Origin of the sequence: Pseudomonas sp. P108 (assembly GCF_032613195.1) — a bacterium.
GTDB lineage: Bacteria > Pseudomonadota > Gammaproteobacteria > Pseudomonadales > Pseudomonadaceae > Aquipseudomonas.
On record NZ_CP126691.1, the window covers coordinates 2,839,121 to 2,852,178 of the forward strand.

Sequence of the window (13,058 nt, forward strand, 5' to 3'; positions counted from 1 at the left end):
ACCTGCCCATGTCCCCGCGCCTGGATTACTACAACGCTTCGCCCAAGGCGATGAAAGCGATGATTGCCATGGAGGCGCTGACCGCCAACCTCAGCATCGAGCAGCCGCTGCTGCAATTGATCCGGATCCGCGCCTCGCAGCTCAATGGCTGTGCGTTCTGCACCGATATGCACTCGGTGGATGCGCGACGGGCCGGGGAGAGTGATCGGCGTTTGTATGCGATCGCGGTGTGGCGCGACAGCAACTTCTTCAACCCGCGTGAGCGTGCGGCGCTGGCTTGGGCGGAGGCGGTGACGTTGTTGGCGGAGAGCCGTGTGCCTGATGACGTTTATGAGCAGGCGCGCGAGCAATTCAGTGAAGGCGAACTGGTTGACCTGACCATGGCCGTCACAACCATCAACAGCTGGAATCGCCTCGCGGTGAGCTTCCGCCAAACCCCAAGCGACTGAACACCCATGATCGTTCCCACGCTCCGCGTGGGAATGCCTCAACGGACGCTCTGCGTTCGGCTCTGGATGGGACGCGGAGCGTCCCGGGCTGCATTCCCACGCGGAGCGTGGGAACGATCGGTGGGGTGTCATTGCGGTGGGCGTTGTGGTTTTACTGAGGTGCCGAAGGTATTGCCCATCCGCGTGCTGGTTGCGGCCGGTGTCGCGAGGCCAACCTGATTCGGCGGCCGTTTGTTCACCGGCACATTCAGCGCCTCTTGATTCTTCTCCGCCGCCGCAGCACCTTCCGGGTTGTTGCCCATCTGCTGGCTCAGACAATCGTAATTCGGCGCCTTGTAGCCGCCGACCGTCACTTCCACACAGCCCAACGGCTGTTCGGCATAAGCGCTCGACAGCGCCATCAACAACAGCCCGCCAAGGCTCAATCGCCACAGTGTGTTCATGCTCGCCTCCTGGCCGGCCCGACGGGGCCGCGCTTTGGCTTGAGTCTAGTGCAAGCCATGCGCAATTCCCGTGATGGTTTTTTTGCACCGCCCGTCACACCAGATTCATAAACAGCCCTCAGGATGACGATTTCCAAGGATTCGTCAGCCGTGCAGCGAGGCAATTCCACGGACGGTTTTCAGCGTTCAACGAGGCTTGTACGCCGGATGTGTCTGGGGTGGCTGCTTGGCTGTGCGCCGGGCCACGCCATGGCCGACGCGGTGCCGGCGGACCTGCGCATGTCGCTGCACATTCCGGCACAGGATCTGGCCCGCGCGCTGGATCAGTACAGCCACGCCACCGGCGTTGCGGTGCTGGTCGACAGCCAGTTGAGTCGCGGCCGACGTTCTCTGGCGGTGGACGGTGAATACACCGCCGCCGATGCCCTGCGTCGATTGCTCGGCGGCAGTGGATTGATGGCGCGGTATGCCCGCGACGATGCGTTTACGTTGCAAGTGGCTCAGGTCGAAGACGTACCGGCGCCGCCGCAAAAACAGACGCCGGAGAGCGTCGCCGTCAACCGCAATTACGCGACTGCCGTGCAAGCGGCGATCGAGCGCAACCTGTGCCGCTCGCCGCTGACCCGTCCGGGCAGTTATCGCGCGGTGTTGCAGGTGTGGGTCGGCCGCGACGGCGTGGTGCAGCACAACCGGTTGGTCACTTCGACCGGTGATGTACGGCGCGACAACGCGCTGGTGGAGAGCTTTCGCAATCTCAAAATCGACCGGCCGACGCCCAGCGCCTTGCGTCAGCCGGTCACGTTGCTGTTGTTACCGGAGTCGTCAGGGAAACGCATGGAATGCACCAAATGGGAAGGAGTTTCCGGGGGATGAAAGACACCGGACAAGGTTCGATGGTCCAACTGTTCCTGACGTCCTACGAGGACTTTCGGGTGCGCCTGCGCAGGCGTCTCGGTTCGGAAGATCTGGCCAACGACGTGCTGCACGAAACCTACCTGCGCGTCGACCGCATGGAGACGCCGCCGAACGTCCTGCGGCCGAATGCCTACCTCTATCGCATGGCCCTGAACATCGCCGCCGACCGCCGTCAGGCCGATGCGCGCCTGCTCACCGGCGAGGAAGTCGAAGAGCTGCTGCAAATCGGTGACGAAGCCCTCGACCCGGCGCGGGTAGTGGGCGGGCAAAAGGAAATCCAGTCGCTGCTCAGTGCGTTGTACGAGCTGCCCGCACGGCGCCGGAAGATCTTCATCGCGGCGCGTCTGGAAGAGGCGCCGCATCTGGAAATCTCGCAGCGCTTCGGCATTTCCACGCGCATGGTCGAGAAGGAAATCAAAGCCGCGTTGGGCTTCTGCGCCGCGAAACTGGAAAGAAAAGTGTTTCAGCGGTTCGGTCGCGGGGCCGGAAAACCGTCTTCTGAATAGTGCCCGATCAATTCGTTGAGAATCTGCGCGTTTGAACATCTTTCGACTGACACCTGCCGAGCCATCGGCGGCCGACCATCTGCACAGCGAAGCCCGCGACTGGCTGGTCCTGCTGACCTCCGGCCGCGCCACCGTGGCCGATGCCCGCGCATTGCGCGAATGGTGCGCGCAGAGCGCCGAACATGCGCGCGCGTTCGAAGAGGCCAAGCGGTTGTGGCAGCAACTGCAACCGGCCGTGGAGCAGATGCAGGCGCCACGCGGGTTTGGTCGACGTGCTTTTCTCGGTGGGGCGATTGCTGCGTCGGCTGCGTTTTTGCTGGTGCGCGGGACGATTCCTGGTGGTTTTGAAGGGCTGGGCGCTGACTACATCACTGAAGTTGGCCAGCAGCGTCGTTTTGAACCTGTGCAGGGTGTGAGCCTGGAGCTGAATACTCAGACGCGGATCAATCAGCGCTCCATCGATAACGGTGTGCAGGGTTTTGAACTGGTCAGCGGCGAAGTCGAAGTGCAGACCGCTCGATTGCCGCTGGCGATGCAGGCTGGGGGAGGGTGGTTGCGCGCCAGTCAGGCACGTTTCAACCTGCGTAACACTGATCAGCAAGTTTGCGTGACCTGTCTTGACGGTGCGGTGGAAGTCGACGTGGAAGGCCGCAGCATGCGCCTCGAATCGGGGCAGCAAGTGACCTATGACGCGCGGCAAGTCGGCAGCGTACAAAGCGTCGACACAGCCGCAGTGATGAACTGGCGCCAACAAGTGCTGGTCTTCAACGGCGCGACCCTCAGCCAGATGATCGACGAAATCAACCGCTACCGCCCCGGCATGTTGCTGCTGCTCAACCGTGAGCTCGGCCAACGCCGCGTCCAGGCCCGATTCAGCCTCGACCAACTTGCTGGCGTTGCACTGCTGATTCGGGATGCCTATGGCGTCAAATGCACCGAACTACCCGGCGGCGTCGTCGTTTTGAGTTAGTGAGTTTGACTGGGTACATATCCGTTGCTGCGGTAACGGCTGCTTAGGGTTTCGCCCTTACGGCGACTCACTTTTTTTACAAACGCCTAAAAAAAGTAAGCAAAAAAACGCTTGCTCCTACGTACGGCCCGCTCGCTGAGGCTCGGGGTTCCTTCGCTCCGGGATCCATCCGGGCGCATCGCCTACGGTTTGCTTCGCTGCACCTCCTCTCGATGCATTTGGCTGCGCCAAACGGTCGCTGCGCTCCCACCCCCGGATGAATCCCTCCACTCAGCCTTCCGACGTCGCCCGTGGATCAAGATCAAAAGCTGCAGCCGAGCTTGCGCTCATCCTGTTGAGTGGGGCGGCTTTGCCGCTTGGGTTGTACGCAAATTTAAAACTGTGGGAGCGAGCCTGCTCGCGAAGACGGCCTAACAGCCAACCAATCCCCAACTGACTCCACCCAATCCAATTGTAGGAGTGAGCCTGCTCGCGATGACGACCTCACAGCCAACCAATCCCCAACTGACTACCCCCAATCCAATTGTAGGAGTGAGCCTGCTCGCGAAGACGTCCTAACAGCCAACCAATCCCCAACTGGCTACCCCCAATCCAATTGTGGGAGCGAGCCTGCTCGCGAAAGCGTTCTATCAGTAACAACCATGTCGACTGACCCACCACATTCGGTCGCAAACCCCCTCCCACATTTAATTCATGGCCAGCAAATCACTCCAACGGCCCAATCACCTGCCGATACTTCTCCACCCCCTGCGCCGTCCCCCGACTCAACCGAATCTCCAACCCCAACGGATCCTCCCGCCGATTCCCACTCAACTGCCGCCAGCCCTTATCCACCTCCCAAACCCGCACCTGCACATCACTGACATCACTCAAAACAGCAACCCCATTCCCAGGCGCCGGCAACGGATACCGACTCCGCGCCTCAGCCACCGCCCGATACAAAGTGTCGCCCTTGACCCACCACCGCACCCGCTGCAACGCCCCCGGTTGATCCGCCGCCGTGCGAATAATGTCCAGACGAAACCCCTTACTGTCGCTACTGCGCACAGTCAAAGCGGGCGGGGCGCTCGGCGGCTCATCATCCACCCCAACCTTCTTCGGCTCGGTCAACTCAATCCCCGCGCGCATCTCCACATCCCGCTGCAACTGATTCAACGCCCGCAACAAACCGTCACTCTGCTCACTGCTCGCCTGCAAATGACTGTCCGCCCGCGTCACACTGTCCAGCCCCCGCCAGGCAATCAGACTCACCACCGCCATCAACAAAATCGCGACCATCACCTCAATCAACGTAAACCCTTGCTGGCTCTTCATTGCAGGCTGATCCTTCCACTGCCATCGCGCAGCACACTCAAGCGATTCAACCCATCCGACAACGTCAATTGCAGCGGCGGATTGATCCACTCAGCGTTCAGCACGACCCTCTGTTTCGGCTCCACCCGCACCTCCACTTTCGGACTCTGCCAGGCACGCGGCCGCAACTGCGGATCCTGCGCGAAATGATCAAACCCCTTGCCACTGTCACTGCGCCGACTAAACCGAAACCCCTTGGCATCACTCACCCAAACAATCGGCCGGCCATCGGCGCGCGCCTCCGCCTGCGCGACCTGCAGCAACTGCGCCACACGCTCGGCATCCTTGCGCAGCAACTGCAACGGATCGGGCTTGATACTCAGGCTGATCGCCGCACTGGCGATGCCGATGATCACCAGCACCACCATCAATTCGATCAGCGTAAAACCCTGTTGCCTGTTCATCGCGCGCGCGCTCCTTTGCGTCCTGCGCCATCGTGCACGGCCAACATGTAAGGCGTGTGAAATAAAACGGAGAGAATTGCCGCGTAGGCTTACAGCAGGGATAAAAAGGAGATTCAACCCATGACCTTCACCGCACGCGTTTCCCCACCCCAAATGGTCCAGGCCCTCGCACTGCTCGCAGCGCTGGTCGGCGTGGCGACATGGTCGTCGCTGCTGCTGACCTCCGCCGAATCACACACCCCGGCAGCGGCCCCGCAGTTGCTCGCGGCGCGCAGTGATAGCCCGGCGTTGCAGTGGTTTTCAAATCAAACGGCGCCGATGGACATCAAGGTGAGCGGGGTGATGGCGGGGAGTCGGGGGGCGGTGGCGATACTGAGTTTGAACGATGGGCCGCCGAGGAGTTTCTTGCAGGGGGAGAAGGTTGGGCCTGGGGTGAAGTTGGTGGCGGTGGAGGGGGATGGGGTGGTGATTGAGCAGGGTGGGGAGACGGTGCGGTTGGGGGTGGAGAGGTTGGGGGAGGGGGTGGAGATGCCTAGGTTGGTTAGGCCGTGATTTGCCGTATGGAGTCAATTACATTCTCGCTTAAGTTGGAATAATGTCTGCTAGACTTCCGGTCAAGCACCTTGGCACAAGAAAGTTCGGGTAAGCAGAGAATACTTTTACTTACCTGTGGCGATGAAATAGATAACTAGAGATTATTAAAAATAAGCCTCTGGTTTTAATCGTGGTACGTAGAAAATATCGTATTGTTTCATTTTAAAAAAAGAAGGGACTCTATATTTCATGTTTAATAATCGGTTTGAAAAGCTAAGCTTTATAGTTGAAGAGCTGCAGTTGACGCTGTACCTTGCCACCCATCTGGTAGACCCTTTTGTAGCTCGGACACTTGCGCGTCACATATTAATTAGGTCGGAAAACTTCATTGCTCATGCGCGCGCTCTCCGTAGGCCACTACTTAATAATGGTTTTAATATTGGCTCATATCATCGCACTAAAGAAATTTACGCTTCGAGCTTTGAGGAATACTTCAAGGTTTCTCGTCATCGGCTAAGTGCTCACGTACAGGACTTGGATTTCGGTAGGCGAATTGATTTGTGGAATGATATAGAGGTCGAAAAGAGTCGATACCTGGTGGATGGGGCTTTGGAGATTTATCTGAGCCTAAAGCATTTAAATATTCCCGGTTATGTTCTTTATTCTGAATCCTCAGTGCTAGTTGGTGCGCAGCTTATAAAAAATCTTCATCAGTACCAATCGCATGCGTTAGGTAATGCGCGTTTAGAGCTAGCGTCTGATTCGCTTGGGTTGGCGCGAAGCAACACAATATCTGGACTCAATACTACAGCTGTACATTCCCGCGCTGCACAGCTTGCACTGATTCGTCGCTGGATTAAAATACAAATAGATCTGCTCGGTCAATGCTCATCACATGCGGGAATTGTCCGAATTTTAAAGGCGCGAATAATTACAGATATAGTTAGCTTTTGCGACTGTCTCGTGACTCGGCAAGTCGGTGGAGGTTCGCAGCAGGAAATGGAGGGGTTAGACGAACTAATAATCGCCGCAGGGCAATCAAGCGATGCAATAACAAATTTTGTCGCCGTATCTAATTTTCACACGTTGCTGGAAGATGCGCGCAATGTACGCAACGTTATCGGGGCACATGTGGAGGTCGATGATGTCTGTACAATTTCCGATCTAACAACGCTTCTTGATGATTACGATTTAGACAAAACACTGATTTTTTACAAACTTGCCTCTGCCGCCTTTATTAAAACGTGTCGCAGTATAATTTTTTTGTCTATGTATGCCGCGGACGGGCAAAGATTAAGTGGGATTACGTCTACTCCTTCGAAATCTGTTTCTTTTTTGAGCGAACAGGAGATAAGTGCGCCCGCGCCCGCATTGTCTCATTCGTTAAGCGATGTAGAAAGTTACCGCACGAACCTGGGTTATTGGATTGAGGGCGATGAGATTCTAAAAGAAGATGCACGCCAGTTTTTCTGGAGTGCATTCGGTCATTCAGAAATTGTTGAAACAATCGAAGAAGTTGAACAATTAGGTGGAGGGCAACGATTTTCAAGGCACGAGTTTCGGAGGGCACACAAGTTTATAGAGGATTTTATAGCTGGCGGAGTCGTGGCCGACGTATTTGATAAAGTAGTTGAGCTAATTCTTGCGTGCCGGAGCGGTTGGCCATACCCTCTTGCAGAAATACTTATTCGCAATAGTCGATCTGCCACTATCCCCCGCAAATGGCTAATTTGTCGGGCCTTGGGAGAAATTGGCAGCGACCCACATTTAAATGTTCAAGGCTTCTTGAAAACCTGCGCCAAATCTAGAGTTTGGCCTGTTAGGCTGCAAGCGGTGTTAGCACTCTATAAATCTTTTATAAAAAATGAAGGTCTTTTTAGGTTGAATCATAAAGGCCAGCAAAAGTTGGCGTATGTTACATTTGTGGAGCCACTTTTGTCATCGATGTCGGAAGAGCAACGCTTGATTTGCTTAATTGCTTTCGCGAGCATTTTCTCCGGTCCTGATCACCACATATTTTCTAAAGCTTTCGACCAAAGCCTCTCTTCGCTTCAAGAAGAAATAAAAAAATCTTGTGTCAAGCTACTATCGAATGAAGATAAGCAATCAAAAATCACTACGTTATCTCAATTGATTCGCAATTTTGATTATGTTGGGGTCTGTGTACTCGTATCTATAGATCTAAGCGCTCAGCAAAAGTTGCCCACGCTTCGTGAGCAGCTTCTTGAAAATTGTTGTAATCGAACCATCGTAACTGCAAATCATGACTGCGCTTGGCGGCATCATGCGATGTGCTTCCTTCTTCGTGGGGAATTGTCGGTAGCACATGAGATAATTACTTGGTTAAGCTCGAAAAGTCCGGAATCTTTAGACTTACGAATTCTTGCGGCAGAAATTCAGGTCGATATAGCAGGGCAAAAAGAATTAGTAAGGAAAGAGGTCGAAACTATTCGTCGTTTATTCAAGCTCGCCCCTGAGTTTTCTGTTCGCCTTGATAATGTCGAGGAAAAAATAAATTAAATTGAGCTGGTGCGGTTTCGACGTAATTAGTTGCGATGTTTTTCGCGTAGCAAGTTAAGCGGCCGGTTCTGAATGCTGGATTGCAGGCGTCAACCTAATTAGAAAACCTCACCCTACGTAACCTGTGCTCACACGGACAAAACAATGAGCAAAAAAAGGGACTGATTTATTTCCATAAAATAAATCAGTCCATTTTGTTATCAGAATATAAATCAACTCCATTTGTTTCTGGTAATAGATTACTTTCTGCTTTTTTATGGCGTTAATATAAGTATTTACAAACTTGATAAAGAAAAGAAGCCAAAGAAAATCCAATATAATAGTATTAACGCTAAAGAGGCGATGAATCCTAGATGTTCGTAGAAGCTTTTCTTGTCATCCAATATTCGACCGAAATACTTAGAGGTTATGAAATGCAGTCTGTCAGCCGTTATCTTCAATACTAGCATCAGTGAAAGCGTACTAAGTAGTATTATTAACGATGGTATGGCGCCCAAAGCGATGTATCCCATATTAATACCTTGGATCGCTACATTTGAATCAAAAGGGTGCAGCAGTTGGTGAAAAAACCAGCTTTGTATAATGGGCAGTAGGATATTTGTAAATGTCTCTTTGCTGAATGGATTGTTTAATAAAGGTATTGCGGTCATTGCACCCCCTACAACAAGCGAAATCGTTGTGGCTAACCAGCCAATGGAGGTAACTAATGAGAATGAAATAATTATTCCTACGGTAGAGTGTGGAGGGCGCCTAAGTAAATACCTTGTTAGCAAATAAGCAAGGCAGTCTAAGGCTGTATTAATAAAAATAAATGCGGCAGTGATCTTGATCCATAAGGTTAAATTGTGGGCGTTAGATGTGACGGGTGCTCCTGAAAATATTGTTGGTAACATAGCAAGGAGGCAGTTAAGTGCAATTGAAAAAAAACTAAATTTTAATATGCTTTCAGCGCTTAATGGTTGCTTGCCGAATATATTGCTTAGCATTTTATCGGCGAGTAGCGCTGCTCGTTGATAAAGTCGGCTCCACGATTGTCGAGCGAAGGCGAGCCAGTATTTCTCTAATTTATATTTTTTCTTTTCTTCAGTGATGTTTTTTTCACCAAGCCAGAAATCCCATACCTTTCCTGCTCTTTGAAGTGTAAAGCTAAATGCAATTCCGCTTAGAATGCTGAAGACGCTAATCATTTGGATTAATGCTCTTATGTTCTCTTATGTAAAAAGAAGAATGCTTTTTCTAGGTGGGAAACCAGTTTCTTTGTTTTGTCTTCAAAATAGTCCTTGTGTGAGCTTTTTATGAATCTCATTAGCTCTTGGAGAAAGTGTGGGAAAAGGGGGGTGATTTTGTTGTTAGGAAATAAATCACCCCTATATTCTGCTCCCTAGATTCTACAGTCCTAAGCTTTTCTTTATTAAGTCACCAATGATCGGCCACATTACCGGTTGGACGGAGTTCCAGATGGGGCCGCATACTTTTTCAAGGGAAGTTTTGGCGGCTTTTCCGTTACCTTCATTTGCATGATTAATAGCAGTTGAGAGTTCGGTTTTTTGTTCAAGCGAAACGTGTTGTCCTTGCGTTTCCAATATGTTGATAAGCTTGGCTAGGATATCGGTGTCAGTACCAGTGCTAGATTGAATTTTTTGGTTGATGACTTCACCAGCGGCAAGCTGTAGGTGAGTGAATTGGCCACCTGAAATGTGGAGGTTGTTTACGATTCGCTGGCTTTTCGCGGGGCGGTTGGGAGCTTGTCTAGCGGTTTTATATCCAAGCTCTGTAAGGCAGGCGTATTCTTTTAGGCTGTATCCGCCAACCATAATAAACCCTGAGCTCGGTTGGTTTTCATAAGGTCGCCATGGGCCAGTTTTTATAAATTTTTTCTTTGCAAGATCATCGAAAGCAATATCAAAATCAACTTTTGTGATTTCGTCACCGGAACAAATTGCCAAGATTAGATCTGAGACCTTTGGGCCTTCATAAATTTTCTTCAGTTCATGTGCATCTAGCTGGCGCTCTGAAAAGTCTACTAGCAAAGCACCAAGAATTTGTTTTTCAGCTTCATCTAACTGCGCAGCCATTTTATTGTTCCTTATTTTTTGGAGGGCGGATTAATACTGATCGTAAAATTCTTGCGGGGGCGACTTATAAAGCTGGATCACCTTACATTGTTGGTTGCCTCGCGATTTCACTGAATGGGTGCCGATGTCTGCCAGATCAGATTATGTGCTTGGATCTTAAGCTGAGATGTTTCGAGATCTGCTCGAATAAGACTGGTTGGAGCACGTGCAGCGAGCGCGTTGAAGGACTGTCCGAGGCTCCACGATTCTCGCTCGTCAATTATGATCAGCCGGTCATGGAGCGACCGGTTCGGCGCGAGTCTCCCTTCCATTGGTCGTTCTAAGCCGTACTGCTGTATCCAGCTTTTCAACGCTGGGGCGAAAGCTGCTTTTCTGCTGCCTACATCAGCTAACACTCGCGTGGATACACCGTTGGGTACTAAGACGGCGAAGTCGGTCAGGAGATTGGCGTCGGCATATGGATCAACGAACATCACACTGATTGTGGCTTCGCTCAGAATCTTGGACATAGCGGCAAATGCAGAAAATATCTCACCTACAGGTATGAAAGAGCCACGGCTAGTAGGGGATGCTTGGAGCTCTGCGCGGCCGAGCGCTCGATAAAGGATCGTGGTTAAACGCGGTACTGCGGCGATGTGGGTTGGAAAACGTGGATTGGGGTTTAAGCTGTTTACGGCAGCGTTGAACGCAGCCGCGTCCACCAAGTCACCGCTCTGCTCAACCCACGCCGAGGCACGTCCGAGCCATCTATGGGCGTCAGTGGTTTGCCATTGGGACGTCATTAGGTCTGGCATTTCAGCAATGAGGTAACCGAGTTCGTGATACAGGCGATCAGGTTCGATGGGCATATATGATAAGGCTTCGGGAGGGAAAGAATAAGGCTAGCATCAGATGTGTTCGCGAACCATGCCATGCTGGAAGTTAGCACTGTAGAGCTGTTCATCTGGCCTAGGTTTCCGTTACGACTGGTAATTTGGGCCATTTCCTCCATCTGTTGGGATAACGGGACGGATCTGTTGAAGGATAAGTAACGGAATCAGGCCTCGATAAACGCCGATGTTTAAAAAGACATTTCCAAACACTCTCTCAGGCTACATATCCTTGCGCCTTTGCCTACAGCTACGCCAGAATCCGCCGGCTTGTGCGCTTTGTACCTGGTCTTTATCGTCTACGTGTCGCTGGCAACCCAGCGACCGGGTTTAGCGACCTGACCAGGTATAAGTACAACGACGCTCCAGTTTGTCGCAGACGTTTGCGATGACGATATGGTGGCTGTGCGTGGGAGACCTTCGGGTCTGCCGGGTCTTATACCTCTCGGTTCGCTAACCCGCGCACAGCTGCCACCCTTACTTGTTTAGCGACAGGTGTTGGTGGTTCCACCAGGTATAAATTTGGAGCTTCACCATGATCAAACCAACACCCAACCCGCCCGAAACCGCCTCGGTTTCCCCCTACGAATCCATCGATTCCAAAAAACTCCACGAAGCCGCCGACCGCGCGCTCGATCATTACCTCTGTCCACCCGGTTCCATGCCGCCCCCACGTAAAAACCGTGGGATGTACGCCGTGACGGCGGACAACAAAACCGAAGAACTGCTGGTCGATGCCAGTGCAACACTCGCTTCGGCCAAAACCATCGCCCAGAACGTCTCCAGCCTGTTGCCGGCATCGCAGCGCCATGCGCTGGCGGGGATCGCGCAGTTGATCATGCTCGGGGAGTTGGCGGTGAATCGGGCGTTGGATAATTTGCAATTGCCGGAGTGATGCGTGTGTCGGGGGCACTTGGTGATTGATCAGGTGTGAACTCTGGCGCCTTCGCGAGCAGGCTCGCTCCCACCTTTAAGTGTGTTTCAAGGTGGGAGTGCGCTGGCTCTTCAGCCGCGATAAATGTCGAGACGATGTACGCGTTTCTGTAACTGTGAGTGGCGGGGTGCTTGCTAGCGTCAATCGACTGCCAGGTTGTCTCGAGCCCACTGTTCAGCCGTTGTGACCTGAATCGACTGCTGTTCGTTGAAAGTCCCCGCTTTCGGCCACGACACGCCTCTGCCTTGGGCAAATACGGCGCGGTATTTTTTGATGTGGTGAGTGGGGTCCTTTTCCAGTTCCTGCATCAGGTACGGAACCGTCCAGACGTTACGTTTGAACGGACGCCCCAGCACACGCTCAAGCAGGCTCGCCACCTGCCCATACGTCACCGTGTCGCCAGACAGGTAGACGATCTCATTGCGAAAGCGCGGTTCGAAGAAAACGATGTCCGCTGTCAGCTTGCCGATGTCTTCCGGTGTCGTGAGCGTCACGCTGGTTTCCAAGCTGCCCAAGGCGTTGACTGTGTGGTTGTCAAAATCGACGACTTCAAAGACCGGCTCGAACAGAAAACTGGTGAACATGCCGGTCGAGATGATCACCCATTCGGTTTTGTCCTGAGCGCGGAGCAACTCGCGCACGTCGAGTTGCGCATCGAACAAATCCTGCGGGCTGCCCCGGCCAATCACTTCGAAATCGACGCCAAACTGCCAAGGGAAGTAGCGCTTCACGCCGGACCTGAGCGCTGCTGTCGCCAGTTTCATCGGCGTTTCCCGGCCCGCGACCATGCCTGCGCAGCCTATGACGGTGTCGAATGCTGCGAACACTTCGGCCAGTTGATCGATGGAATCGTTAACCAGGTCTGCAGCGACTAGCTGGATGCCCAGACTGCGCAGTTCATCGACTTCCAGTTTTTTCTCGGGGGCTTGCGTGTTGATGGTCGAATCCCTGAGCAGGACGCTGATGGTGCTGCCGGTCGAGCGCTCGGCTACCCGCGCAAGATTGCGCAGCACCGGCAGGCCGAGTTCGCCGGCGCCGAGTACGAGAATGGATTGTGGGGAAGGGTGGGTCGCTTCGGTCATGATG

At 53.1% G+C, this 13,058-nt stretch carries 14 protein-coding genes; 7 read left to right on the plus strand and 7 right to left on the minus strand.

Annotated features, from left to right (window positions below):
- The first annotated feature begins 8 nt into the window (after window positions 1-8).
- Window positions 9-449, plus strand: a complete 441-nt coding sequence (locus tag QOM10_RS12495; protein WP_122599514.1) for a carboxymuconolactone decarboxylase family protein — start codon at window positions 9-11, stop codon at window positions 447-449.
- A gap of 128 nt (window positions 450-577) precedes the next feature.
- On the opposite strand, the gene QOM10_RS12500 is transcribed toward QOM10_RS12495, so the two are convergent.
- Entirely contained in the window at window positions 578-892 is a 315-nt protein-coding gene (locus QOM10_RS12500) for a hypothetical protein (protein WP_102902194.1), read from the minus strand.
- Between the two features lie 207 nt (window positions 893-1,099).
- Between QOM10_RS12500 and QOM10_RS12505 the strand changes: the two genes are divergently transcribed.
- Genes QOM10_RS12505 through QOM10_RS12515 form a run of 3 tightly spaced genes read left to right on the plus strand, consistent with a single transcriptional unit; the run spans window position 1,100 to window position 3,283 of the window.
- Window positions 1,100-1,765, plus strand: coding sequence for a secretin and TonB N-terminal domain-containing protein (locus tag QOM10_RS12505; RefSeq protein ID WP_316918169.1), 666 nt, complete (start codon window positions 1,100-1,102; stop codon window positions 1,763-1,765).
- Window positions 1,762-2,313 carry an RNA polymerase sigma factor gene (locus tag QOM10_RS12510; RefSeq protein WP_007913935.1) on the plus strand — a complete coding sequence of 184 codons (552 nt, stop codon included), beginning with the start codon at window positions 1,762-1,764 and terminating at the stop codon, window positions 2,311-2,313. The genes QOM10_RS12505 and QOM10_RS12510 overlap by 4 nt, the downstream gene beginning before the upstream one ends.
- 31 nt (window positions 2,314-2,344) lie before the next feature.
- A complete protein-coding gene (locus QOM10_RS12515; protein ID WP_316918170.1) occupies window positions 2,345-3,283 on the plus strand; it encodes a FecR family protein in 939 nt (312 codons plus the stop codon).
- 705 nt (window positions 3,284-3,988) lie between these two features.
- On the opposite strand, the gene QOM10_RS12520 is transcribed toward QOM10_RS12515, so the two are convergent.
- Window positions 3,989-4,597: a prepilin-type N-terminal cleavage/methylation domain-containing protein gene (locus tag QOM10_RS12520; protein WP_316918171.1), complete on the minus strand. Its 609-nt coding sequence runs from the start codon at window positions 4,595-4,597 to the stop codon at window positions 3,989-3,991.
- On the minus strand, window positions 4,594-5,040 hold the full coding sequence (gene gspH, locus QOM10_RS12525; RefSeq protein ID WP_316918172.1) for a type II secretion system minor pseudopilin GspH: 447 nt from the start codon (window positions 5,038-5,040) through the stop codon (window positions 4,594-4,596). The genes QOM10_RS12520 and gspH overlap by 4 nt, the downstream gene beginning before the upstream one ends.
- Window positions 5,041-5,160: 120 nt before the next feature.
- Here gspH and QOM10_RS12530 point away from each other — a divergent pair, with 120 nt between their 5' ends.
- Window positions 5,161-5,592 carry a type II secretion system protein N gene (locus QOM10_RS12530; RefSeq protein WP_316918173.1) on the plus strand — a complete coding sequence of 144 codons (432 nt, stop codon included), beginning with the start codon at window positions 5,161-5,163 and terminating at the stop codon, window positions 5,590-5,592.
- A gap of 231 nt (window positions 5,593-5,823) precedes the next feature.
- Complete coding sequence (locus tag QOM10_RS12535; RefSeq protein ID WP_316918174.1) at window positions 5,824-8,094, plus strand: hypothetical protein; 2,271 nt, start codon at window positions 5,824-5,826, stop codon at window positions 8,092-8,094.
- Between the two features lie 275 nt (window positions 8,095-8,369).
- Here the strand turns inward: QOM10_RS12535 and QOM10_RS12540 are convergent, their stop codons facing one another.
- The 3 genes from QOM10_RS12540 to QOM10_RS12550 form a co-directional block, all read right to left on the minus strand.
- On the minus strand, window positions 8,370-9,281 hold the full coding sequence (locus QOM10_RS12540) for a hypothetical protein (RefSeq protein ID WP_316918175.1): 912 nt from the start codon (window positions 9,279-9,281) through the stop codon (window positions 8,370-8,372).
- A 201-nt stretch (window positions 9,282-9,482) separates the two neighbouring features.
- A complete protein-coding gene (locus tag QOM10_RS12545) occupies window positions 9,483-10,169 on the minus strand; it encodes a hypothetical protein (protein WP_316918176.1) in 687 nt (228 codons plus the stop codon).
- Between the two features lie 107 nt (window positions 10,170-10,276).
- Window positions 10,277-11,017 carry a hypothetical protein gene (locus QOM10_RS12550; protein WP_316918177.1) on the minus strand — a complete coding sequence of 247 codons (741 nt, stop codon included), beginning with the start codon at window positions 11,015-11,017 and terminating at the stop codon, window positions 10,277-10,279.
- Window positions 11,018-11,573: 556 nt separating this feature from the next.
- Here QOM10_RS12550 and QOM10_RS12555 point away from each other — a divergent pair.
- The gene (locus QOM10_RS12555) at window positions 11,574-11,933 is read left to right on the plus strand and encodes a DUF6124 family protein (RefSeq protein ID WP_316918178.1); all 360 of its coding nucleotides are present in this window, start codon (window positions 11,574-11,576) and stop codon (window positions 11,931-11,933) included.
- Between the two features lie 179 nt (window positions 11,934-12,112).
- Here QOM10_RS12555 and QOM10_RS12560 read toward each other — a convergent pair whose 3' ends face one another.
- Window positions 12,113-13,054 (minus strand): aromatic alcohol reductase, encoded by a 942-nt coding sequence (locus QOM10_RS12560; RefSeq protein WP_316918179.1) that lies wholly within the window; start codon window positions 13,052-13,054, stop codon window positions 12,113-12,115.
- Window positions 13,055-13,058: the final 4 nt, after the last annotated feature.

What these genes read in the sequence shown, in the direction of transcription:
- QOM10_RS12510 (WP_007913935.1), top strand. Translation starts at nt 1,762, where the DNA reads ATGAAAGACACCGGACAAGGTTCGATGGTCCAACTGTTCCTGACGTCC.
- QOM10_RS12500 (WP_102902194.1), bottom strand. Translation starts at nt 892, where the DNA reads ATGAACACACTGTGGCGATTGAGCCTTGGCGGGCTGTTGTTGATGGCG.
- QOM10_RS12530 (WP_316918173.1), top strand. Translation starts at nt 5,161, where the DNA reads ATGACCTTCACCGCACGCGTTTCCCCACCCCAAATGGTCCAGGCCCTC.
- QOM10_RS12495 (WP_122599514.1), top strand. Translation starts at nt 9, where the DNA reads ATGTCCCCGCGCCTGGATTACTACAACGCTTCGCCCAAGGCGATGAAA.
- gspH (WP_316918172.1), bottom strand. Translation starts at nt 5,040, where the DNA reads ATGAACAGGCAACAGGGTTTTACGCTGATCGAATTGATGGTGGTGCTG.
- QOM10_RS12555 (WP_316918178.1), top strand. Translation starts at nt 11,574, where the DNA reads ATGATCAAACCAACACCCAACCCGCCCGAAACCGCCTCGGTTTCCCCC.
- QOM10_RS12535 (WP_316918174.1), top strand. Translation starts at nt 5,824, where the DNA reads ATGTTTAATAATCGGTTTGAAAAGCTAAGCTTTATAGTTGAAGAGCTG.
- QOM10_RS12505 (WP_316918169.1), top strand. Translation starts at nt 1,100, where the DNA reads ATGTGTCTGGGGTGGCTGCTTGGCTGTGCGCCGGGCCACGCCATGGCC.
- QOM10_RS12550 (WP_316918177.1), bottom strand. Translation starts at nt 11,017, where the DNA reads ATGCCCATCGAACCTGATCGCCTGTATCACGAACTCGGTTACCTCATT.
- QOM10_RS12560 (WP_316918179.1), bottom strand. Translation starts at nt 13,054, where the DNA reads ATGACCGAAGCGACCCACCCTTCCCCACAATCCATTCTCGTACTCGGC.
- QOM10_RS12520 (WP_316918171.1), bottom strand. Translation starts at nt 4,597, where the DNA reads ATGAAGAGCCAGCAAGGGTTTACGTTGATTGAGGTGATGGTCGCGATT.
- QOM10_RS12545 (WP_316918176.1), bottom strand. Translation starts at nt 10,169, where the DNA reads ATGGCTGCGCAGTTAGATGAAGCTGAAAAACAAATTCTTGGTGCTTTG.
- QOM10_RS12540 (WP_316918175.1), bottom strand. Translation starts at nt 9,281, where the DNA reads ATGATTAGCGTCTTCAGCATTCTAAGCGGAATTGCATTTAGCTTTACA.